Raw genomic sequence first — 22,112 nt, 5'->3', positions numbered from 1 at the left:
CACTAGTACAAACCACCGCCTTGTGGCGGTGAAGATGAATGCAAACATACACTAAGAAGTGGTCTCTACCGATTAATAGGGACGAGGAAGCCGGATTTAGGCATAACAATCAATTCACGGAGGCCTTGAGTGGTCGTGAACGCATCACCAGCATAAGCTAATGGAAGGAGTGCTTACCCGAGTCGGTGCGATAATTAGTTTACGCCTCTATTGCTTTGGTACCAACCACGGTGATTCCTTGCGCCTCCAGGGTGGCTACTTTACCGGGGTTCCCGGTAAGCATAATAACGGATTTCACCCCCAGGTCTTTGAGAATTTTGCCGGCTGCGGCGAAATTACGGGCGTCCTTCTTGAAACCTACCGCTTCGTAGGCATCTGCTTGTTTCTCACCTTTACGCTTATGGCTGACGCTATTTAGCAAGGCAAAGTGTCCGTTGCCTTTTCCTTCCTGATCGAGTAGTATAATAATTCCCTGGTCAGCTGCGTCGATCATTCTTTGCGAACCATCCAGCTGTTCCTGGCAGTCGCATTCAATACTGTTGAAATAGTGGCCAAAAATGCAGGAGGAGTGTACCCGGACGAGTACTTCTTCAGCACCTTCCAGCTTGCCCCGGTAAAGAGCGATAGATTCTTTCTGACCGTCGTAGTAGAGGGCTTCCTGAAAGGTTCCGTAGCGGGTACGAAGGTCGTTGGTGGCTAGTTTTACTATCATGTTGTCGGGTTGTCGGGTTGCAAAGTACAAGCCAATGGCAAGAGGGCAAGAGCAGGTGTATTTTTTGGTAGAAATTATGCGGGGCCGCAGGTGCAAACTAAGGTTTTGGAAGCAAGGACCGTGTGCCCATATTTCTTTGCTTAGTATGGAACTTACTGCCTTACTGCCTTAGTGGCAATAACCTTCAAAGCCTCTCCCATATCCGAAACGGCATCGTATTGCTCTCCCCGACCAAACCAGGTAACCTGTCGCTTGGCGTAGCGGCGACTGTTTTGCTTGATCAGTTCGATGGCCCGATCCCTGGAGTACTCACCGGAGAAGTAAGGCCACCATTCCTGATAACCTACGGTTTGTAAAGAAGGCAGATCACGATGCGGAAGGAGGGCTTTTGCTTCGGCCTCCAACCCGGCGGCGACCATCAGGTCGACCCGATGGTTGATCCGTTGGTAGAGCACCTCCCGGGGCGGATGGGTACGGAGGTAAACGCAGTCGAAGGGGCGTTTCGGCCGGTTACCCAGGAAAGAGGAATATGGCTGGCCTGCGGAATAGCAAACCTTCAGTGCCCGTTCCAGTCGTCGGCCGTTTTGCTGGTCGACGGTAGCGAAGTAAGCGGGATCCAGTTGTTCGAGCTCAGCTTGCAGGCCGGGTAAACCCTGCTCTTCTAATAGTTTTTGCACCTGCGTTCGCGCCTGGTCGGTCACCTCCGGGAATTCATCCAGGCCTTCGCACAATGCCCTGAGGTAAAGTCCACTTCCACCCACCAACACTGCCTGGTCTTGCGTACTAAAAACGGTTTCAAGACGTGCCAGGGCTTCCGCTGCAAAACGTCCGGCCGAAAGCGGTTCCAACACACTACGATCTGCGACAAAATGATGCTTCGCCGCCGCTAATTCAGCCGGCGTCGGCCGGGCGTTCCCGATCTCCATTTCGTGGTAAAACTGCCGGCTGTCTCCACTGATGATCTCCGTCTCAAAATGACGGGCCAGGTCAATGGCAAGGGATGTTTTTCCTGAGGCGGTAGGGCCGCCGATTATTATTAGTTGTTGGGTCAAGTTGTTGGGTTGAAGCGTTAGTGAAGGGGAGAATTAGTGAAGGGGAGAATAGCTGCCGTACGGGAGTGCTCGCTGCGCTCGTGCGCCTCTCCCCCGGCCCCTCTCCCCCGGAGAGGGGAGACGGCTTTGCTCGCTGGCGCTCGTCTGGCAACATCTCTGGCACGGGGTTTAGTGCTTGTTATGCACCTCTGTGCTCCCTCCGTGCCTCCCTCTGCGCTGCCCTCTGTGAGAACAACCTAGCATGAGCTTTCAGCCCACAGGCTCTAATATACCCTCCACGAAACTTCTGGTAGCAGCACCAACATCGTCCACGTCCTTAAGTGCCCGAATAAAAGCAGACCCAATAATGGCACCATTTGCGTATTCGCAGGCCGTCCGGAAGCTCTTAGCATCACTGATGCCGAAACCGATCAGTTTAGGTTGTTGCAGGTCCAGCGCATCGATGCGGGCGAAGTAAGCCTTCTGTCCCTCGGTGATGTCCCCGCTTTTGCCCGTAATGCTGCTGCTTGACACCACATAGATGAAGCCGGTGCTGAGTTGGCCGATTTTAGCAATCCGGTCATCGCTGGTCTGTGGCGTGATCAGGAAGGTTACCTGCATATCGTTTGCCTCAGCGATGGCCCTGAATTCCTGTTCGTACTCGAAAACGGGTAGGTCCGGAAGAATGAGTCCATCAACGCCCGCCGCCTTCGCGGTCTTGACGAATTTTTCCGGACCGTATTGCATTACCTGATTGTAGTAGCCCATCAGCACCAGTGGAATTTCGGTGTACTGTCGCGCTTCCGTTAACTGCGCAAACAAGGTATCCAGCGTCATGCCATTTTGCAGGGCTTTCATACTGGATTGCTGGATGGTCTCCCCGTCCGCCATTGGGTCGGAATAAGGCATGCCAACCTCAATCAGGTTTGCCCCGGCTTCCGCGAGGTTTTGGATGATGGTGACTGTGCTGTCCAGGTTGGGGTAGCCGGCGGTGAAGTAGACGTTTAGGAGGTTTTTTGTGTTCTCTTTGAATAACTTACTTAGTCTGTTCATTATATCAGTTTGTGCTTTGGCCAGTTATTGAGTTGGTGAGTCACTGACTCAACTACTCACCAAGTTGGTTAAGGTAAGTAGTGAAAGCTGCCAAATCCTTATCTCCCCGCCCAGATAGGCAGACGACGATCACGTCATCCGGGCCGTAATCCATCTGGTCAAGGGCAGAAAATGCGTGGGCGGTTTCCAGTGCGGGGATGATGCCTTCAGTGCGCGCGGTGAAGAGGGCCGCAGCGAGGGCATCATCGTCGGTAACGGAGATGGCTTCGGCGCGTTTGGAGTCGATTAGAAAGGCGTGCAGTGGACCGATCCCCGGGTAATCGAGTCCGGCAGAAATACTATAGGGCTCGATTACTTGTCCGTCATCGGTTTGCATCAACAGCGTCCGGGCACCGTGGATGATGCCTTCGGTGCCGAGCACCGAGGTGGCAGCGGATTCTCCGCTGTCTACGCCAAGTCCGGCAGCTTCCACGGCGACGAGACGCACCCGATCATCGTTCAGGTAGTGGTAAAAGGCGCCAGCGGCGTTGCTGCCGCCACCAACACAGGCGACGATCGCATCGGGGTAATCCCGGCCAATTTTCTCCTGCAACTGCCATTTCATCTCTTCGGAAATAACGGACTGGAAGCGGGCGACCATGTCTGGATAAGGATGCGGGCCGACCACCGAACCAATGATGTAATGGGTATCCTCCGGATTGTTGATCCAGTCGCGGATGGCCTCATTGGTAGCATCTTTCAGGGTACGGGAGCCACTGAGCGCAGGGCGAACCTCGGCGCCCAACATCCGCATGCGCGCCACGTTCGGTGCTTGTCGGGCAATGTCTACCTCCCCCATATAAACGATACATTCTACGCCAACCAGGGCGCACACCGTGGCGGTGGCAACGCCATGTTGACCAGCGCCGGTTTCGGCGATGATGCGCTTTTTGCCCAGTCGCTGGGCAACCAGGATCTGGCCGATCGTATTGTTGATCTTATGCGCACCGGTGTGGTTCAGGTCCTCGCGCTTCAGGTAAATATTGGTGCCGTAATGGGCGCTCAGGCGCTTAGCGAAATATAGCGGACTCGGTCGGCCGACGTAGTCTTTCAGCAGGGCATCAAATTCTTTTTTAAATTCAGGATCCGCCGTCATTTTGCGGTATTTCAGTCGCAATTCCTCAATGTTGGGGTGCAACATTTCGGGGATGTAGGCACCGCCGAAGCGGCCGTAGTAGCCGCGTTCGTCTACGTCTATGTTGAGATTCTTTGTCATGATTTTTGTTTGGGGGTACTTAGCTTAGTTTTTAAGGACGTACTTCTACATTTATACGTTTTCTTGGAGCGGTATAAGTACATATGTACATTTTAAGTTCTCTGAGCGAGGGGTACAAGTACATATGTACATTTTTCAGGGCGCTGCCGCAGGTGCATAGAAAGGTTTTTGGAGCAATCCGCAACAACGAAAACGAGGGGTCTGTGGGATCCTCCGGATCGCCACCACACCCCTCGTTAGGCCGGAAGTTCTTCCGGGACTACCAGCCCAGCAACATACTTCAACAGATTCCGGATCATTAACCGACCATGCTCGGTCATGATGCTCTCCGGGTGAAACTGAACCCCAAAGATCGGGAACTCCCGGTGTTGCATAGCCATTATACCGCCATATTCTCCGGTAGCCGTGACCTCCAGTTCTTTGGGCATCGTTTTCGGGTCAATTACCCAACTATGATAACGACCGGCGTTGAACTTCTCCGGAACTCCAGCAAATAAAATGTCGTCGGTTTTAGTTCGTTCCATTTCGGTTTCAATGCCGTGATGGACTTGCTCCAAATTGATCAGCTCTCCTCCGAATGCTTCTCCGATCGCCTGGTGCCCCAGGCAAACGCCTAATATCGCCTTCTCCCCGGCATACCGTTTGATCAGCGCTGGCATGATGCCGGCTTCCGCCGGCACCCCTGGCCCTGGAGACAGGACGATGAGATCATACTTCGCCACGGCGTCGAGGCTGATTTTATCGTTGCGAAAGACGTCGATCCCCTGACCGGTTTCTTCTTCGATGTACTGCACCAGGTTGTAGGTGAAGGAGTCGTAATTGTCTAGGATTAGTATTTTCATTTGTTTGTATTCTGCGGGCTGCGCCCGCACCCCCCGTACTACGCTCGTGCTTTGCACTCGCATCCTCCGGGGTAAAGATGGTTAGACCGCTGCGCGGTCGGGAGTCAGGTATCCCCGGACTGCGCCCGTGACTACGTCACTGGCTTCGTCCGGGGTTAAAACGATTTGATCCCTCCGGGATCTGGCATCTGTCATAGGTTTTCTGCTTTGTCAAGCGCCTTCGTTAAGGCGCCCAGCTTATGGTAAACTTCCCGCATCTCGCTTTCTTCGTTACTGGCCGCTACTACTCCGGCCCCAGCCTGGTAAAACAGGGTATTGTCCTGGCTGAAGAAAGACCGGATCAGGATGGCCTGGTTCATGCCTCCGTTGAAGTCTATGAAACCGATGGCACCACCATAGAAGCCCCGTTGTTGGTTCTCGTATTTGTTGATCAGTTCGATGGCCTTGTACTTGGGTGCGCCGGAAAGCGTGCCAGCGGGGAAAGTATCACCGAAGATCCGGACCGCCTGGTCCTCATTTTCCAGTTCCCCTTCGACAGTTGATACTAAGTGGATGACGTGGCTGTAATAGTGCACCTCCCGAAGGCTCTTTACCTTAACCCGCTTGGTGTGTCGGCTCAGATCGTTGCGCGCCAGGTCGACGAGCATGACGTGTTCGGCGTTTTCTTTTGGGTCTGCCAAAAGCTTTTGAGTGGCGATATCGTCTTTTATTTTGTCTCCCGTGCGGCGGTAAGTGCCTGCGATGGGGTTGAGGCGGGCTTTGCCGCCGCCAATGACCATCTGGCTCTCGGGGCTGGAGCCCATGATGCGGTAGTCGCCATAGTCGAAGTAAAACAGGTAGGGCGACGGGTTGATGCTCCGCAGCGCCCGATATACCTGGAACTCATCTCCCCGGAAGGACTGTTGAAACTGCCGGCTCAGCACGATCTGGAACACGTCCCCTACCCTACAGTGGTGTTTGCCCAGGGCGACGAGCTCTTTGTAAGCCTCATCCGTCATGTTACTGCTTTCCTCGCCTTGCCGCTTAAAGGGGTGCACACCGCCGCCGCGTTTGATGGCGGCTTCTACCTTAGCCATGCCACTTTCTTCGCCCTCGGGCAGGTTTTCGATGATCAGCAATTCATCCCGGTAATGGTGGAACACCAGAATGTAGCGGTACAAGTGATAGCGCAAGTCAGGTGCCCGGAGCACCTTTGGGTTGTCGAATTTTAGCGTGTCAAAATACTGGACACCTTCGAAATTCGTGTGCCCGATGAGGCCGTTGAACTGCTTGGCCAGCGGCAATTCTTCCGGATAACTGATGTCAAAACTCCCCAGAAACTCATGCAGCCGCCGGGAGACCGTATCGACATGCTCGACCGCTTCCTCCTGGCCCCACTGGCCGAGCTGCTGCCTGGTAATGACGCCTTCATTTACGGTGAAGGAGGCCAACGTTTCCAGCCCCACAATCGAGTAGTAATGCTCGTTGTCCCGGCTTTCGTTGGATTCCAGCAGCACCGGATCGGTAAACTGGTCGCGGACGGACAGGTACAGCATGACGGGCGTCAGATGATCAGCCGTCAGGCGCTTCGTTCGAACGTTGATTTTGGTGGCCGGCGGCGCTTCAATAATGGTAGACATACGTTAGGTTGTTGTGCGGATCATTCCGTAGCGGGCACAAAAAAAGCCCGTCGGAGCGATCCGACGGGCTTAAATTTTCTTTGTTTTACACAAACAAGGCCGCTTAGGATGCTCGGAGAGTATCTGAAAGCCACCACCAGTTATTTTGGGTTGTTGTTTGCATTGGGTGCAAGGTAGGGATATGAAAAGGAATTATCCAAATTGGAAGGAGTAGAAATTGTTGTTCTCAGTTTTTCGACCCTTAGTATACTCCAGTTTCAGGAGGCTTATATCAAGAACACCGTTACAGAGCACAACCACCCAACATAGCTAGCCACAAGGCGCTTGGAGGCCAATGGCTAACGAATCGTTAAGTGGGTGGGAACAGCTGAAACCAATCACCAATTTCTGAACCCTGCTTCTAAAATCCTTTGCCCTATACCCGCGCGCCGTCGCCCCAATGTGCCTACTGCTGCTGGGCATAAACCCCAAACACGAACGCCTCCCCCCGGAAGTCCGAAGAGAGGCGTTCAAATTGTTGTACTTATCGACTTAGAAAATCAGCCGATAACTCGACAACAAGAAAACTTGACTAGTAACCAGGGTTCTGCGTAAGATTCCGGTTAGCATTCAGCTGCGGCTGTGGGATCGGGAAGATGTTCTTAGTGGCATCAGAGCCGGAGAACGCGAACCAACCTGCACCGAACTGGCCGAAGCGGATCAGGTCCTGACGACGAGTACCTTCGTAGAAGAATTCACGGCCACGTTCAGCGAGCATGACATCAGCAGTGATCTCACCATCGGTCAGGTCACCAAGTTCCGCACGGCTACGAACCATGTTCACGAACATGGAGTAACCACCCTTGTTCTGACGCATCATGGCTTCCGCCTTGTTCATCAGCACTTCAGCGTAACGGATGATGGGGAAGTCATTTCTCATAGTGTTTGGCGTACCGATTTCGTAGCCATACTTGAAGACACGCGCACCTGCCTGACGGAAGGCGTTAGGCTCCAGGTTGTTCACCTCTGGGGTAAACACCAATTCGAGACCACCGGGATCATCAGCCGTACCGTCGGTTACTGGTGTAACACCGTCAGCAGCGAACTGAGGACCAGCAAGGAAGTTACCGCGAATCTGTTGGTTACCAGAAACGCCTTTACGCTTATCACTATCATCGTAGCTTTCGTAGAACTCTTGTAGCGTACAGTAACCGTTCCAGGGTTGATCCTGGGTGTTGAAGGTTGCCTGACTAGAGTAGTGCAGGGTCATCTGTACGAGGTTGAAACCACCGGCAACGGCGGGTGCATCGTAAGGAATTACCCAAAGTCCTTCGGAAGTACCCGTGAGACCGTTATCGTTATCAGGATCGAAGTTGGTGAAGTAGTTAGCTTCCAGCGAGTAAGTGTTGCTGTTGATTACTTCATCAGCAGCAGCTTCAGCAGCAGCCCACTGAGCAGTACCAGTCATAACTTCAGCATTGAGCAGTACCCGGCTGAGGATAGCACGGTTGGCCCAGTAGTTGATCTTACCGTAAGTAGCACCGCCAGTTTCACGGGAAAGATCGGCAGCAGAAGCATTAAGCTCGCTAACCGCAAAGTTGAATACATCAGCACGAGGCGTTGCCATTGGCTCAATGTCAGCGGGGTCAGAATCTTCAGTTACCAGTGGCACACTACCGAAAGAGTCTGCCAGCAGGAAGTAGAAATAAGCACGGAGAGAGCGAAGCTCAGCGACAAATGGAGCCTTCTCAGCTTCAGAAAGCGCATCGGAGCCTTTGATGGCTGCGATTACAGAGTTCGCCTGCAGGACACCCTGGTAAAGGAAAGTCCATGAACCGTTGTACTGTCCGTCGGTTGGATCAAAAGTGTGGCGGTGCGTACGCAGCCAAATGCCACCATCGAACCAGTCAGAACCACGCTGTGGAATCATGATCTCATCGGAAGAAACTTCCTGGATGGACATGTAACCACCGTGGTTCATCATCGGATAAAGCCGGGTGTAGCAAGATAGGTAGGAAGTTACCAGGTCGGCACGGGAAGCCGGGAAGTTGGCCGGAGTGAGGTCGGAAAACACTTCCGGTTCCAGATCCGTACAGGAATTGAAAGGGATCATCATCATGCTGAGTAGCAGCACTGTGAATACCCTGAATTTAAGTAATTTTTGCATTTTATGCAGATTTTGGCGTGAATTGAAGCAGGAGGAAGGGAATTAAAAACTTCCCCCTACTTCAATGACGCTTCGATTTTTCGAAATGATAGTTACTACTGATTAAAATCCTACACTGATACCCGCAGTAAGGGTACGCGTACGGAAGAAGGTACTCCGACGGTCGATACCGGGCGTCAGTGCATTTTCACCGTTGTCGGCGAAGCCGTTACCGTTCTGGTCATCGATGAAACGAACGTTAGGGTCAACACCGGAGTAATCGGTAATGTAGAACAGGTTCTGACCAGCTACGTAAACGCGGATGTTATCAAAGCCTGTGCCTTCACCAAGGTCAAAATTGTAACCGAGCTGGACGTTGTCCAGAGCGAGGAAGCTTGCCTTTTCTACGAAGTAATCGGAGAACTTAGGGGCACTGATGATGCCTTCCAGGAAACGATCAGTAACGATCAGGTTGTCCAGTGGGCGGCTAATCGCGTTACCGTGCTGACCGTAAAAGTTAGCCGGCATGTTGGCAATCGAGTGGCCGAAGTCACCACGCAGGAAGAAGTTGAAATCGAGGTTACCGTAGTTGAAGGTATTGGCAAAACCGATGCTGAAGTCAGGCAGGCCGTTTCCAACCAACACCTTATCATTTTCATCACCGATGAAAACGTACTGGCCAGCAGCCTGAGACGCTTCCACGTCGAGTTGACGTGTGTAAATCCCTCCAAATTCTTCACCTACTACTACCTGAGAGATAGGATCGCCGTTCTGTCCGGGAGAACCTGGGGTAGAACTCTGGAAGATCTCCACACCACCGGCACCGAAGTTAAAGTCTGGTACTTCACCATTATCTTCCAGCTTCGTGCTGAAAGTAGAGAAAGTCAGGCTAGGTTCCCAGCCGAAGCCTTCACCACCTACGTCACCAATCTGGTAACCAAGAGACAATTCAACACCAGTGTTGATCAAATCAACATTGTTGAGGTTAGCTTCCACATTACCAAACAGGAACGGTGGGCTAGGTACCTGCACGTTCGTGATCAGGTCACGGGTAGTACGGGTGTAGAAATCAAGGGTACCCGTCAACTTGTAATCCAGGAAGGCAAAGTCAAGGCCTGCGTTGAATTCTCCCTTTTTCTCAAACCTGAGGTTAGGGTTAGCGTTTGAGGTTGGGCCGAGCGTCGTAACAAAGCCTCCGCCGAAAGGTACCTGGCCTTGCGTACCGAAGGTCTGCAGGTAGCCATAGTTACCATTTGGTAATGAACCGGTGATACCGTAACCTGCGCGTAGTTTCAGCGAGTTAGGTCCGGTCAGGTCAAGGGCGTCAACGAGGTCAGCACTGGCAGAAATAGCGGGGAAGATGTCCCACTTATTCTCAGGACCGTTACGGCTGGTACCGTCACGACGAACGGAAGCAGTAATGTTGTAGGCAGTACCGATACCGAGGCGGGCACGACCGAAGAAGCCGATCACGCGGTAAGCCTGCTGGTAACTGAACAGGCCGATTTGGCCACCGGCGATATCAGCCAGAGTTCCCAGGTTATCAAAACCAAAAGCGTCCGAAGGAAGACCACGACCACTGGCACCGAAGCCCTGGAAGTTGTATTCCTGCCAGGAGTAACCGGCAAGGAGTTCCAGGCTGTTACTTCCCAGGTCCAGGTCGTAAGTACCGGTGATCTCAACGAGTTCGTTATTGTCATTGTTGGTGTTACGACTGGCAAAACCTTTACGGTCCTGTGATCCGGCAGCACCACCAATTAAGCGGCTAGACTGGCTGGCGAAGTTACCACTCAGGCCAGACTCTCTGTTACGAGAATAAGCTGCCTGGATGTTAATGTCATCGGTAAGGTCAAATCCTGCACGCATGCTGTACAACAGGTTACTCTGCTTACGGCTGGCAGTTGACGTGGCAGCAATTGCGAAGGGGTTGTTGTAGTCGAAGTTATCGATTTCGAAGAAACCACCGTAGATGTCATTGCTGTTGTCGACTACTGCCTGAGGCACGTTATAGCCCGGATCACTCACGCGAATGGGAGCGGTTGGGTTATAGGTAGTTGCGAACTTGAATACGTTCGGGTCCATGAACTGCTGGTTCTTATCCGTAGCGGTTACATCGATGCTGAGCGTAAGCCGATCATTTACTGCTTTTTGGGTAACACTAAGGCGACCGTTGAGTTGGTTGAATCCGTCATTCTGGAAACCAATACCCTCAATATTACGGTAATTGACCGAGGCACGGTAGGTGGTACCACCAGTGCCACCAGAGTAGCTGAGGTTATGAACGTTGGAAATACCGGTACGAGTAACGGCATCGATCCAATCGGTTTCGCCACCAAAGTCGTTCTGGGCACGAACGTCAGCAGAAGTGGGTAAATCCTGGCCTGGGTTCTGCGCGCGGTTGATGTCAGCGGCGGCACCGATGAGGCGGAGGTATTCGTCCCGACCGGCTACTTCCGGAGCTGCGGCGATAGACTCGGCAGATACGTAAGCACGGTAGTTCAGCTGGCCCTTGCCGGACTGGCCTTTCTTGGTGGTAACGATGATTACACCGGCAGAAGCCTGGATACCGTAAATGGCAGCGGCAGAACCGTCCTTCAATACGTTAACCGACTCGATGTCAGCAGGGTCAACCGTATTAAGGTTGGCACCAACTACACCGTCAATGATGATCAGGGGGCTGGAGTTACCACCGAAGCTGGACAGACCACGCAGACGGATAGTAGAACCTCCGTTAGCGTTGCCACCTGGCTTAGAGATGGTCAGACCAGCAACCTTACCCTGGATGAGCTGGGTAGGATCATTGATGTTACCGGCGTTGAAATCCTTTGACTCAATGGTCGTTACTGCACTAGTCACCTGTTTCTGGGTAACGGTACCGTAACCAACAACGACGACTTCCTCCAGGAGTTCTCCCGAAGCAAGCTGAATATTGAGCGTGGTTTGGCCAGTAAACGGAATAGTTTGCGTGGAGTAACCAGTGTAAGAAATAACGAGTGCTTCGGCATTGGCCGGCACGTTGAGGGAAAAGTTACCGTCGAAGTCGGTAACTGTACCTGTGGAAGTGCCTGCAACTAGAATGCTGGCACCAATTAATGGGTCGCCGTTTTCCGCGTCCGTGATCGTTCCTGTTACCGCTGTCTGTGCTACGAGGGCACCGGTAAATAAAACGAGCATGGCGAAAAGGCAACCACGCATGATGTGGTTGGTAATAAGCTTCATACTACTACTTGATGTTGAAAAAATATTGTTGTATTTGAACGCGGAAGCCAATGACCGAATCGGTCAGCAACCACGAAATTGCCGAGAGGAAAGCAATATCACATACTGAGCCAGCAGCGCTGGGCATACTGGATTTAGAGCTTTGCATGATCGTAAAATGCTTTTCGAGTAAAACCTAAAACTAAGACCCTGCTATCCTGATCAATGAAGATCTTTTTGGAGACAGGCCCCGTAAACATGTTTAAAACATTCTGCAAATGTGTGCAATCGAATGCTTAGAACCAAGCCCTGAAGCGACATTTTTTCCAAAATGCCCATTAGATCAGGGTAGTGACGCCTTTTTTATGGCTCCACACTATTTAACGTAGCTTTAACGAACAGGTTCGAAAAGCGCTGCTTCTGTATTTGTATTTATCTTTCCGCAGTGCAGGCTATTACCATATTTAAAATCGACATGCCAACCTTTCACGGGATTTATTTTCGGATCTTAATCCTGGGCCTGTTGTTCGCCTTTTGCTCAGGAGCAATGTTTGGCCAGCGGCTAGACCTCAAGGTGTTGGGCAAATACAAGCGCATCGAGTTACCTTTTGATATCGAAAACGATTTCATGGTCATTTCGATTTTGCTCGACAACGTCCTTCCCCTCCGTTTCATCATTGACACCGGGGCGGAGAACACCATTCTGTTGGAGAAGGAGATCACTGACATGCTCAACATCAGTTATCGCAGGACTTTTCAGGTACGTGGAGCCGACGTGGAAAACTCCATGACTGCCTACCTCGCCACCGGTATCGACCTCAGGCTTGCTGATCGCCTGCTGGCCCGCAACCGGTCCATGCTGGTGTTGGAGGAAAATTACTTCGACTTTGAGCGAATTACGGGCACCTCCATTCAGGGTATTTTGGGGGCAGACTTCCTGATGCGGTTTACGGTGGAGTTCGATTACCGGCGTAACATCATGATCCTGCATGAACCGGCCAAGTACAGGCCTTCTAACAGGCATGTTGAGGTTCCTTCCTTATTCATCAGAAATCGTGCCTACCTGAAACTCCCCATTGCGGTAAACCAGAAGGAGACCTCTGTTCGCAGACTACTGCTTGATTCCGGCGCAGGCCTTACGCTTTTAATGCACACCTACGGAGATTCAACGGAGACAGACTTGCCGGTACAAAAAGTACCTGCCTACATCGCCAACGGCCTCGGGGGGAGCCTGGAAGGCAGCGTCGGGCGGTCCCGCAAAATGGAACTGGCCGGCAAGGAATTGAATGGCGTAGTTACCTATTTCCAGCCATTGGACACCATCGGCCTCGATTTCCTGAATAAACGAGAAGGCATTATCGGCAACCGGATACTTAAGCGCTTCAACGTGGCCATCGATTACACGGGCAAGCGCGTCTTTTTCCGGCCCGAAGGCCGTAAGTGGAAGCAAAAGTTTCAATTCGACCGATCAGGAATATCATTGATCGCTGGCGGTCCTAACCTCCGCACGTATACCGTGGCCAGCAAGGTACCCGGCAGTCCGGCAGACCGGGCCGGAATTAAGGTCGGTGACCGGATCGTTGCGGTCAACAATACCTCCGTGGGCTTCCTTAGCCTATCCGGCATCATCAGGCGACTGGAGGGAAAACCCGGCAGGAAGATCAAGATAAGATACGAGCGGAATGGAGAATATACTTTGGTGGAATTCCGGCTGGAGGATCTTATTTAGTGCTATTGGCTTGTTGCTGCTATTGGTCTTGTGGTGCTATTGGTCTGTTGGTTAGTTGGTAAAAAGGCGAAGACCATTGCCGTAAAACCTTGCTTTTCTACTGGTTTTTGTACCTGCGGCCCCGCCCAAAGATATCTTATGATCTGACTGCCTGACTTTGTGACGACGATACTAATCAGGCGCGGCCGCGGGTGCAAGGAATGGTAGAGGGCTTGTAGCCCAATTCGAGCAAGGAAGTGGAACGATTTTGCTCGGTGTTGCCCAGACAAAGACAACAAGCATTGGGTTCCGGGAGGGTTTTTCGCCCGGCCTGAGTGAAAAATCAGGCAATTCCAAGAATGCCGGGCTACAAGCCCTCTACCAAAGCCGTACCTTTGCGCGCTGAAAGCGAAAACGCATGAAAACTAAAACGTTACGGCAAGACAAAGTCAACGTCATCACCATGGGCTGTTCTAAGAATCTGGTGGATTCGGAGAACATCATCACCCAGCTGATGGCTAATGATTTTGAGGTAGACCACGATGGTAAAGAGGATGCCAACGTCGTCATTATCAATACCTGTGGCTTCATCGACCTGGCGAAAGAGGAAAGTATCAATACCATCCTTACCTACGCAGATAAGAAGAACAAGGGTCAAATCGACAAACTGTACGTAACCGGCTGTCTCAGCCAGCGCTACAAGGACAACCTTGAAGAGGGTATTCCCGAGGTCGATGCCTTTTTTGGCACTATGGAACTTCCCGGCCTGCTGAACCGCCTCGAAGCCGACTATAAGCACGAGTTGATCGGTGAACGTTTTATCACCACGCCTGCCCACTACGCCTACCTCAAGATCAGCGAAGGCTGTAACCGTACGTGCTCCTTTTGTGCCATTCCGCTGATGCGCGGAGACCACGTCAGCCGCCCCATCGAGGAACTTGTTGCTTCGGCCGAGCACCTGGTCCGCAACGGTGTAAAGGAGCTCATGCTCATTGCCCAGGAGCTGACCTATTATGGTCTCGACATTTATAAAAAACGCGCGCTTCCCGAGCTGCTCGACGCGCTCTGCGCCGTCGAAGGTCTGCAATGGATTCGCCTCCACTACGCCTACCCGAGCAAGTTTCCCCGCAACATCTTCGACGTGATGGCCGCACAACCAAAGGTGTGTAACTACCTCGACATTCCGCTGCAGCACGCCAGTGATGCCGTATTGAAGCGGATGCGCCGCCAGATCACCCGCAAGGAAACCGAAGACGTGATCGCTTACGCCCGCAAGACTGTGCCGGGCATCGCCATCCGAACTACCTTCCTTGTCGGTCACCCGGGAGAAACCGAAGAGGAGTTTGAAGAACTTTGCGAATTCGTCAAAACGATGCGTTTTGAGCGGCTTGGCGTATTCCAGTACAGCCACGAAGAAGACACCATTGCCCACGATTACCCGGACGACGTACCGGCCGAAGTCAAAGTAGACCGTGCTAACCGCCTGATGGCCATCCAGCAGGAGATCAGCCTGGAGCTGAACGAAGCCCGGGTCGGCGAGACCCTGCGGGTCATCATTGACCGTAAGGACAACGACGTGTACGTTGGTCGTACCGAATTCGACAGCCCGGAGGTTGACAACGAAGTACTCATTCCCGCCAAAGACATTTACCTGCGTACCGGTGATATGATTAAGGTGAAGGTTAATGCTGCTACGGAGTATGATTTGGAGGGAGTGCCGGTGGCGTAACGTTCGCTGGTGACTGCAATTTGTAATTGCTACTGGACTTAAGGCGCTATGAGCCGTAAGGACATTAAGCTTTGAGGATGTCTTGTTATGAATTAGCCAATTTTCAAGCCTCCTCGTTCTCCAGACTGTGGGACGACTCCAAAACTCGATGGTCTGCTGCCCTTCGGCTCATAGCGCCTTGAGTCCAATCGCGATTGCAAATCGCGTTCACCGGACAACTCAAAAAATATTCTTGTCAATTTCCCAGACATGATTACCTTTGCCCCGCTTCAGAGAGAAAACCTGCAACTTATCCTTCCGCTGGTAGGTTGCAAGCAGCGGATACAGATCCTTCCGGACCAGTATCTTTAGTTGGGCTTACGCCTTTTCAAACTGAAACTTTAGTACCATGCCCTTGTGGCGGAATTGGTAGACGCGCTGGATTCAAAATCCAGTTCCGAGAGGAGTGGGGGTTCGATTCCCCCCGGGGGTACTGAAGTCACCTGGAATTTCTTACTTCAAATGGGCCTTTGGCTACATTTTTAGCAAGAAGTTCCAGGCGGCATAATAATTGCCCGCTAGTGGGCAGTGCCTTGTGCAAGCAAAGTACTGAACCTGGCAAAAAAAGTTTCCTTACTGCTTGGAAATTTGAGTGGCCGCATTACCTTTGCGGCCCACGAAAACACAACGGTTGTTTTCGGTCTTCAACTTAAGCGTTTTACCCTGGTTCTCCAGCACCAAAACACTTAATGTCTACCTTGCCGAAGTGGTGGAATTGGTAGACACGCACGTTTCAGAGGCGTGTGCAGCAATGCGTGGGGGTTCGACTCCCCCCTTCGGCACTATCTTCCTAAGAGATGCAATGGCCCGGTTCCAACTTTGTTGGGGCCGGGTTTTTTGTTGGTGAGTGGGTGAGTTGAAGAATTAGTGAGTGGCTGCCGCTGTTTCCACTCACTACGCTGCGCTTGGTCGTCGGTGAATGAATAAGAGAATTGATGAATGAGCGCCCGTTGGTTACAACCTCGCTACTCGCTCCCGCTACACTTCGTTCTGTTTTCGCTGCAGTGAGTACCCGAAGGACAACGAATGGTACTGGCGGTAGCTATTCCCCCATTTGCTAATTCACTCATTCACTTAGAAACTGCGTCGTACCAAAGCCCTATCCATTGGTATTTCCAACTGGTTGTCGGTATACCATTCAAGGAAGTCGTTAAACTCGTCGTGGTGCGCATCAACCCAAAACTCCCAACCGACGGGGTCACCCTGGCTAAACAGCCAGTTGTTGTAAGCTTCCAGGTAACCAAGCTCTTTAACTTTTTGCTGGTACTCAATCAGAACATTTGGATAGGTGGTACCGTGATCGTTATCTGCCCAAAATTCCAGAAAGCTGGTACGGATAGCATTGAGCGTGGTGCTGTTGACTTCCGTTTGGCCAGTAACCGCAGTGGTTCCAAAAGTCATGCCCAGGCCAAAAGCCATTGGAGCCGGAAGTTTGAAGTCCATGAGGTCATCTACGGACAATGTCATATTTCGGGCAAAGTTGACCCTGGCCGAATCTCCCTGAAGATCAATGGCATTACGGTAAGCAATATAAATCGTTTCGCTCATGGCCTCCGTACGAGCCGTACTTCGCTCCAGGTTCATAAAAATTTCGCCGAACAGAACGGTCCAGATGTGCTCATTGGTCCTGGCATAGAGATTTGCCAGATGGAAGTAATTGGAAGAGTAGTTTGGTTCCGTTAGGATGCCCTGCTCCCAATAGGCTGCAGCCTGGTCCCAGTTCTCGCGGCGACCTTCCAGAATGCCCAGCTCCACGTAGAATATGCCGGATTCGGGGTAAGCATTGATGCCCGCTTTATAATACTTTTCGGCCTTCTTTTGGTTACCTGCTAAATCATAGGAATTACCGAGCAGGCTGAATACCTGCTTGCCGGCACCCGGCTTTTTCACCAGCTTCTTTGCGACTTTGATGGCCGCCTGGAGGTCCTGGCCTAAATAATGTGCGTAAGCTGTTTCGTAGGGATAGATGGTGTTCTCGGGATCCAGCTCAGCAGCCTGCTTCAGCAGGTCCAATGACTCCTGGATATCCCCATTCTCCATTTTGGTGATTGCCAGGCGACCAAGCTCCATGGCTTTCTCCTTATCAGCAGTCGATTGAGCAGAAAGTAAGCTGGTTCCCAGCAATAGCAGGAACATTAAGTTGATGCATTTCATCAGTAAGGGTATTTCCAAGTTTAAGGGGAAAGGATAACGACAAATATAGACTTTTAGCCTCAGGCAAAACGATCTAAAAGCATGTTCCCACAAGCGTGTTGGTACGCAAAAACACGTCTATTTTAAACGACAAAGTAGTTTGTTGGCGTCTGTCCTTTGCTACTTAAGTGCTATACTTTCTTTAAGGACGCTACTACAAAACCCATTCAATCATAAGGACGAGAGCGCCAGGCTAAAACCAGGAAACATTAGCTACTCTGTGCCCCCTCCATACCTCTCTCTGGGCTGCCATCCGTGAGAAATTGCTTCCTTCCTTTTCCAGCAAAAATACAGGCGAACAACGCGGGCCAAAAAACATTACCTTGCACCTGCGTCCGCGCCCTTAATAAATAGTCTATTGGTCTATTAGTTCTTTAGCCCCAGTAGACCAATAGAAACAATAAGACCAAATGACCACCTTACTAGACCGCTTCCTCCGCTACGTAAAAATAGACACCCAATCCGACGCGCACTCCCTCACCCAACCGAGTACGATGAAGCAAAAGGACCTGGGAAAAATTCTGGCAGAAGAATTACTTGAACTAGGCTTATCGGACGCTCACCTGGATGAGCACGGCTATGTATACGCCACCCTGCCAGCAACGCCGGGCCACGAAGGCGCGCCCGTCATCTGTTTTTGCTCGCACATGGACACCAGTCCGGATGCCAGCGGTAAGGATGTGAAACCGCTGGTCCACAAAAATTACCAGGGCCAGGACCTCGTCTTGCCCGACGACGAAAGCATCGTCATCCGGATGGCCGACCACGCCGGGCTGGATCAATGCATCGGTCAAACCATCATCACTGCCTCAGGCACTACACTGTTGGGTGCCGACAATAAATCCGGTGTAGCTGCCATCATGACGGCAGTAGCCACTATGGTTAAGGCCCCTTCGATTGCTCACGGAAAGCTACGTATTCTGTTTACGCCCGACGAGGAGATCGGCCGGGGCGTCAACGCAGTTGACATGGAGAAACTCGGTGCTGATTTTGGCTACACCATCGACGGAGAAGAGTTCGGCTCACTGCAAGACGAAACCTTCAGCGCCGACGGTGCCCGCATCGACATCACCGGCGTCAGCGCCCACCCGGGCATGGCCAAAGGGCATATGGAGAATGCCATCAAAATCGCTGCCGACATCATCTCAGCACTACCAAAAGACCGCCTCAGCCCGGAAACCACCGAAGGTAAAGAAGGCTTTATTCACCCCGTCGAGATGGAAGCCAAAGCGGAATCTGCCCGTATTGACTTTATTATCCGCGACTTCGACAACGGTAAATTGTTGGAAAATGGCCAGGTACTCAAAGACATCGCGGTGGAGGTTGGCGAGCGTTACCCTAAGAGTACCATCAAGGTGACATTCACCGAGCAATATCGTAACATGAAGCACGTACTGGACGAGAACCCGCACGTGATGCAACTGGCCGAAAAGGCCATCAGCAACGTCGGCATCACCCCCAAACCAGACAGTATCCGTGGAGGAACCGATGGCTCCCGCCTAAGCTTCATGGGCCTACCCTGCCCGAACATTTTTGCGGGAGAGCACGCCTTTCATTCCAAGTACGAATGGGCCAGCCTGGAGGAGATGGAGGCTGCGGCCAAAGTTGTGGTCGAAATTGCCCGACTTGCTAGTGTCAAATCCTAGGCTCCACAATAGTCCAATAGTCCAATAGTCCAATAGTCCAAAATACCTATTTCATTGATCTGGAAGACCTCCCCCACCCTAGAAGGGCTCAACAACAGCAGCGAGAACACCGCCGTCTCCCACCTTGGCATCAATTTCATTGAAGTTGGAGACGACTACATGATCGCTGAAATGCTCGTAAACGAGAAAACTGTACAACCGATGCGGATGCTCCACGGAGGTGTTTCCTGCGTGCTGATCGAGACTCTCGGTAGCGTTGCGGGGATGCTTTGTGTACCGAATCCGGGCAAGGACTATATCGTCGGGACTGAGATCAACGCCAGCCACCTCCGTGGCGTATCCGAAGGAGGCAAGGTCTTCGGGCGTATCACCCCGGTTCGGATCGGACGGCGTGTTCAGGTTTGGGCGGCGGAGATCACTAATGAGGAAGGGAAACAGGTTTGTGTGGGCCGGCTGACTTGCCAGGTTATTTCGGGGTAAAACAGGCCCGGAAGGTCGTCCTGTATAGCGAGAGGTGACCGCAGATCCAGAAGATCAAGGAAAACCCTCGTTTTCGTTAATCCACCACCTTAAGCGCCACCCGCTGCTCCCCCAATCGTTCCATCAGCTTAGTTTTTACCGCCTCTAACTCCGGATCGTCGATCCGGTTATGCATTTCCGAAGGATCCTCTTCCAGATCATAAAGTTCGTAACCTTCGAAGCCGGGTTCGGTGAAGTGGATCAGTTTATAGCGATCACCGCGGACGCCTTCGTGGCGGGCCACACGGTGGTAGCTGTTCATTTGTTGGTAGTAGCGGTAGTAGATGTCCTCCCGCCAGTCTTCCGGGTTACGGCCTTCCAGGATGGGGCGAAGCGATTGGCCCTGAACGTCGGCCGGAGGCGTCACCCCGGCGTAGTCCAGCAACGTTGACCCGAGGTCGATGTTGAGCACCAGTTCACCGGTACTGGAGCCGGCGGCTACCGCCGCCGGGAAGCGGATCATCAGTGGTGTCCGGTGGCTTTCTTCGTACATGAAGCGCTTGTCGTACCAGCCATGCTCGCCGAGATAGAACCCCTGATCGGAGGTATAGATAACGATGGTGTTTTCGTCCAGTCCGCTTTCGTCCAGGTAGTCCAGCACGCGACCGACGTTGTCGTCAACAGACTTCACACTGGCGAGGTAATCCTGCATGTAGCGTTGGTAGCGCCACTCCAACTCCCGGTCGGTTCCCTTTACGTCCAGCCATTCTTCCCCTACCCTTTTCAGGAAGGGTTCCCAGGCTTTTTGCTGGGCGGGGGTCAGGCGGCTCATTTGGTAGGCGAAGTTTTTAACCTGGTCAAAATTAGGGTTGGTGATAAAGCCAGCACCACCGGTCCCCGGGTCAGGGTTTTGGTAGTCGCCCGTTACCTTCAGGTCATGACTGGTAAACATGTCGGCGATGCGCATATCCGCGTGCTCGGCGGCGCGGCGGCCTTTGTATTCGTCCCGGAGATTGGCCGGTATGGGGTACTTTTTGTCCAGCAGGCCGGGTAGATCCGAAGTATCCGGCATCCAGTTGCGGTGCGGGGCTTTGTGCCAGTAGAGCATGCAAAAGGGTTGGCCGGAAGTATCTGCTGCACTGTGTTTCAACTCCGCCAGGGCGTAATCGGTGATGACCGTGGAAGTATAGCCCTCTACGGCGTCCAGGGTGTCACCATTATGGACAAAAACGGGCGAGTAGTAGCTGCCCTGGCCGATCAGTCCGTGAAATTCATCAAAGCCGCGTGGAAGCGCCTGCAGGTGGTGTTTACCGATCAGGGAAGTACGATAGCCCGCGTCGTGGAGTTCTTCGGTGAACGTCCATTGGTTGGGATTAAATGGGCTCAGGTTATCAATCTTACCATTGAGGTGGCTGTATTTCCCCGTCATGATCGCAGCGCGGCTTGGTGCGCAGATTGAGTTGGTGACGAAACTGTTCCGGAAGAGCATCCCCTCGTTAGCAATACGGTCCAGGTTGGGTGTCTGGATCAGTTCGTCGGTATAGGCGGAGATGGCGCGTTGGGCGTGATCATCCGACATAATAAAGAGGATATTTGGCTTTGGACGTTCTTTATCCGTGGCGCCATTTTGGGCGGGGCCGCAGGAGCAAAGGAGGGTTAACAGGAGCAGGGGAAGAAGATAGCGCATGGTTGTTCGATGAGGTGGATGTAGTGGTTAAGGTAGGAACAAGGGTTCAGTATTCCGGACTCGGCGTTCAATTTTATTATTCAGGCAATGGTTGGGCTTGCGGCCCGTTCGGGCAAGGGAGCCCAATGATTTTGGCCGGTGTTTTCAGTTAAAGCCGGCACAGAGAGCCCCCGGGGATCCTTCCGGCCCCATTAACGGTCGTGCTACGAACCTACGCTCATAGCCTGCTCCTCTGAAGTCTTCATTGCACCCAGCGGCCGCGCCCTCAAAAATTACCATAAACTGAACAAAGTCATCCCGGGCACTGACTACCGTCATCGCTATCCAAAGCCACCGAATGTAATTTTATCCTAAATATTTACTAACCCATAAATCACCTGATTATGTCAAACAACAACTAGGGGATCAAAGGAGCGGTAAAACCCGCCTCCCCCTACACACCCGCCTTCGCCCCTTTCCGCCACTTGCTGGACAACTGGGATTTGAACGACCACTTTTTCGATGCTTTCCGTAACGGAAAAGACCTCCCCGCCGCCAACATTTCGGAGACGGAAAACAGCCTGGCCATCGAGCTGGCCACCCCAGGAATGGAAAAGGAAGATTTCAATATCTCCCTTGAGGACGGTGTACTGACTGTATCACCTTTCATGTACATGAATCCCTGAAAACTGGTGCAACACAAGATGAAATCATGGAAACGATCGGAGTGGCCGTGCTGATAGGTGGGGGGCCTGCGGTAATGTACGGATGCGAAGCAGTAGAGGCACTCAAGCAATTTTCCGAAGCAATGCCGACTTAGAATCATTCATTAAAAAG

General features: G+C 52.2%; 17 protein-coding genes and 2 tRNA genes. 8 read left to right on the top strand and 11 right to left on the bottom strand.

Going from position 1 to position 22,112, the window contains the following annotated elements:
* Positions 1–199: 199 nt before the first annotated feature.
* From B036_RS0117905 to B036_RS33645, 9 genes are all read right to left on the bottom strand, one after another.
* Complete coding sequence (locus B036_RS0117905) at positions 200–712, bottom strand: GTP cyclohydrolase II (protein ID WP_020570109.1); 513 nt, start codon at positions 710–712, stop codon at positions 200–202.
* A 152-nt stretch (positions 713–864) separates the two neighbouring features.
* The gene (miaA, locus tag B036_RS29910) at positions 865–1,764 is read right to left on the bottom strand and encodes a tRNA (adenosine(37)-N6)-dimethylallyltransferase MiaA (RefSeq protein WP_020570108.1); all 900 of its coding nucleotides are present in this window, start codon (positions 1,762–1,764) and stop codon (positions 865–867) included.
* A 249-nt stretch (positions 1,765–2,013) separates the two neighbouring features.
* On the bottom strand, positions 2,014–2,796 hold the full coding sequence (gene trpA, locus B036_RS0117895; protein ID WP_020570107.1) for a tryptophan synthase subunit alpha: 783 nt from the start codon (positions 2,794–2,796) through the stop codon (positions 2,014–2,016).
* 52 nt (positions 2,797–2,848) lie between these two features.
* Positions 2,849–4,051, bottom strand: a complete 1,203-nt coding sequence (trpB, locus tag B036_RS0117890; protein WP_020570106.1) for a tryptophan synthase subunit beta — start codon at positions 4,049–4,051, stop codon at positions 2,849–2,851.
* A gap of 236 nt (positions 4,052–4,287) precedes the next feature.
* Entirely contained in the window at positions 4,288–4,893 is a 606-nt protein-coding gene (locus B036_RS0117885; RefSeq protein ID WP_044103063.1) for an anthranilate synthase component II, read from the bottom strand.
* A 191-nt stretch (positions 4,894–5,084) separates the two neighbouring features.
* Positions 5,085–6,512: an anthranilate synthase component I family protein gene (locus B036_RS0117880; protein WP_020570104.1), complete on the bottom strand. Its 1,428-nt coding sequence runs from the start codon at positions 6,510–6,512 to the stop codon at positions 5,085–5,087.
* A gap of 571 nt (positions 6,513–7,083) precedes the next feature.
* Positions 7,084–8,658: a RagB/SusD family nutrient uptake outer membrane protein gene (locus B036_RS0117875; RefSeq protein WP_020570103.1), complete on the bottom strand. Its 1,575-nt coding sequence runs from the start codon at positions 8,656–8,658 to the stop codon at positions 7,084–7,086.
* 102 nt (positions 8,659–8,760) lie between these two features.
* On the bottom strand, positions 8,761–11,856 hold the full coding sequence (locus B036_RS29905) for a SusC/RagA family TonB-linked outer membrane protein (RefSeq protein ID WP_020570102.1): 3,096 nt from the start codon (positions 11,854–11,856) through the stop codon (positions 8,761–8,763).
* Positions 11,857–11,860: 4 nt separating this feature from the next.
* Entirely contained in the window at positions 11,861–12,004 is a 144-nt protein-coding gene (locus B036_RS33645) for a hypothetical protein (RefSeq protein ID WP_157472204.1), read from the bottom strand.
* 306 nt (positions 12,005–12,310) lie between these two features.
* Here B036_RS33645 and B036_RS0117865 point away from each other — a divergent pair, with 306 nt between their 5' ends.
* The 4 genes from B036_RS0117865 to B036_RS0117840 all read left to right on the top strand — a co-directional run bounded on the left by B036_RS0117865 (position 12,311) and on the right by B036_RS0117840 (position 16,093).
* Entirely contained in the window at positions 12,311–13,564 is a 1,254-nt protein-coding gene (locus B036_RS0117865; RefSeq protein WP_020570101.1) for a PDZ domain-containing protein, read from the top strand.
* A gap of 397 nt (positions 13,565–13,961) precedes the next feature.
* A complete protein-coding gene (gene rimO / locus B036_RS0117860; protein WP_020570100.1) occupies positions 13,962–15,272 on the top strand; it encodes a 30S ribosomal protein S12 methylthiotransferase RimO in 1,311 nt (436 codons plus the stop codon).
* A gap of 390 nt (positions 15,273–15,662) precedes the next feature.
* Positions 15,663–15,744: transfer RNA gene (locus B036_RS0117850), tRNA-Leu, on the top strand.
* Positions 15,745–16,011: 267 nt separating this feature from the next.
* Positions 16,012–16,093, top strand: a tRNA-Leu gene (locus B036_RS0117840).
* Positions 16,094–16,385: 292 nt separating this feature from the next.
* On the opposite strand, the gene B036_RS0117835 is transcribed toward B036_RS0117840, so the two are convergent.
* Positions 16,386–17,465, bottom strand: a complete 1,080-nt coding sequence (locus B036_RS0117835) for a tetratricopeptide repeat protein (protein ID WP_020570097.1) — start codon at positions 17,463–17,465, stop codon at positions 16,386–16,388.
* Between the two features lie 449 nt (positions 17,466–17,914).
* Here B036_RS0117835 and pepT point away from each other — a divergent pair, with 449 nt between their 5' ends.
* Together pepT and B036_RS0117825 are read left to right on the top strand one after the other, a co-directional pair.
* On the top strand, positions 17,915–19,150 hold the full coding sequence (gene pepT / locus B036_RS0117830; protein WP_020570096.1) for a peptidase T: 1,236 nt from the start codon (positions 17,915–17,917) through the stop codon (positions 19,148–19,150).
* Positions 19,151–19,204: 54 nt separating this feature from the next.
* The gene (locus B036_RS0117825) at positions 19,205–19,630 is read left to right on the top strand and encodes a hotdog fold thioesterase (RefSeq protein WP_020570095.1); all 426 of its coding nucleotides are present in this window, start codon (positions 19,205–19,207) and stop codon (positions 19,628–19,630) included.
* A 76-nt stretch (positions 19,631–19,706) separates the two neighbouring features.
* Here the strand turns inward: B036_RS0117825 and B036_RS0117820 are convergent, their stop codons facing one another.
* Complete coding sequence (locus tag B036_RS0117820; protein WP_020570094.1) at positions 19,707–21,296, bottom strand: sulfatase family protein; 1,590 nt, start codon at positions 21,294–21,296, stop codon at positions 19,707–19,709.
* Positions 21,297–21,778: 482 nt separating this feature from the next.
* On the opposite strand from B036_RS0117820, the gene B036_RS29900 reads away from it, so the two are divergent.
* Both B036_RS29900 and B036_RS34590 read left to right on the top strand, forming a co-directional pair.
* Positions 21,779–21,961, top strand: a complete 183-nt coding sequence (locus B036_RS29900) for an Hsp20/alpha crystallin family protein (RefSeq protein WP_157472203.1) — start codon at positions 21,779–21,781, stop codon at positions 21,959–21,961.
* The gene (locus B036_RS34590; protein WP_083926248.1) at positions 21,934–22,095 is read left to right on the top strand and encodes a carboxymuconolactone decarboxylase family protein; all 162 of its coding nucleotides are present in this window, start codon (positions 21,934–21,936) and stop codon (positions 22,093–22,095) included. The genes B036_RS29900 and B036_RS34590 overlap by 28 nt, the downstream gene beginning before the upstream one ends.
* Positions 22,096–22,112 lie beyond the last annotated feature (17 nt).

Origin of the sequence: Neolewinella persica DSM 23188, assembly GCF_000373105.1 — a bacterium.
Lineage (GTDB): Bacteria > Bacteroidota > Bacteroidia > Chitinophagales > Saprospiraceae > Neolewinella > Neolewinella persica.
This window is presented reverse-complemented; position numbering and strand designations above follow the sequence as displayed.

Bases quoted from the DNA above. Each gene is read 5' to 3' on its own strand.
- B036_RS0117865 (WP_020570101.1), top strand. From the start codon at position 12,311: ATGCCAACCTTTCACGGGATTTATTTTCGGATCTTAATCCTGGGCCTG.
- trpB (WP_020570106.1), bottom strand. From the start codon at position 4,051: ATGACAAAGAATCTCAACATAGACGTAGACGAACGCGGCTACTACGGC.
- trpA (WP_020570107.1), bottom strand. From the start codon at position 2,796: ATGAACAGACTAAGTAAGTTATTCAAAGAGAACACAAAAAACCTCCTA.
- B036_RS0117875 (WP_020570103.1), bottom strand. From the start codon at position 8,658: ATGCAAAAATTACTTAAATTCAGGGTATTCACAGTGCTGCTACTCAGC.
- B036_RS0117880 (WP_020570104.1), bottom strand. From the start codon at position 6,512: ATGTCTACCATTATTGAAGCGCCGCCGGCCACCAAAATCAACGTTCGA.
- B036_RS0117905 (WP_020570109.1), bottom strand. From the start codon at position 712: ATGATAGTAAAACTAGCCACCAACGACCTTCGTACCCGCTACGGAACC.
- rimO (WP_020570100.1), top strand. From the start codon at position 13,962: ATGAAAACTAAAACGTTACGGCAAGACAAAGTCAACGTCATCACCATG.
- B036_RS0117820 (WP_020570094.1), bottom strand. From the start codon at position 21,296: ATGCGCTATCTTCTTCCCCTGCTCCTGTTAACCCTCCTTTGCTCCTGC.
- B036_RS29905 (WP_020570102.1), bottom strand. From the start codon at position 11,856: ATGAAGCTTATTACCAACCACATCATGCGTGGTTGCCTTTTCGCCATG.
- B036_RS0117885 (WP_044103063.1), bottom strand. From the start codon at position 4,893: ATGAAAATACTAATCCTAGACAATTACGACTCCTTCACCTACAACCTG.
- B036_RS33645 (WP_157472204.1), bottom strand. From the start codon at position 12,004: ATGCAAAGCTCTAAATCCAGTATGCCCAGCGCTGCTGGCTCAGTATGT.
- B036_RS0117835 (WP_020570097.1), bottom strand. From the start codon at position 17,465: ATGAAATGCATCAACTTAATGTTCCTGCTATTGCTGGGAACCAGCTTA.
- pepT (WP_020570096.1), top strand. From the start codon at position 17,915: ATGACCACCTTACTAGACCGCTTCCTCCGCTACGTAAAAATAGACACC.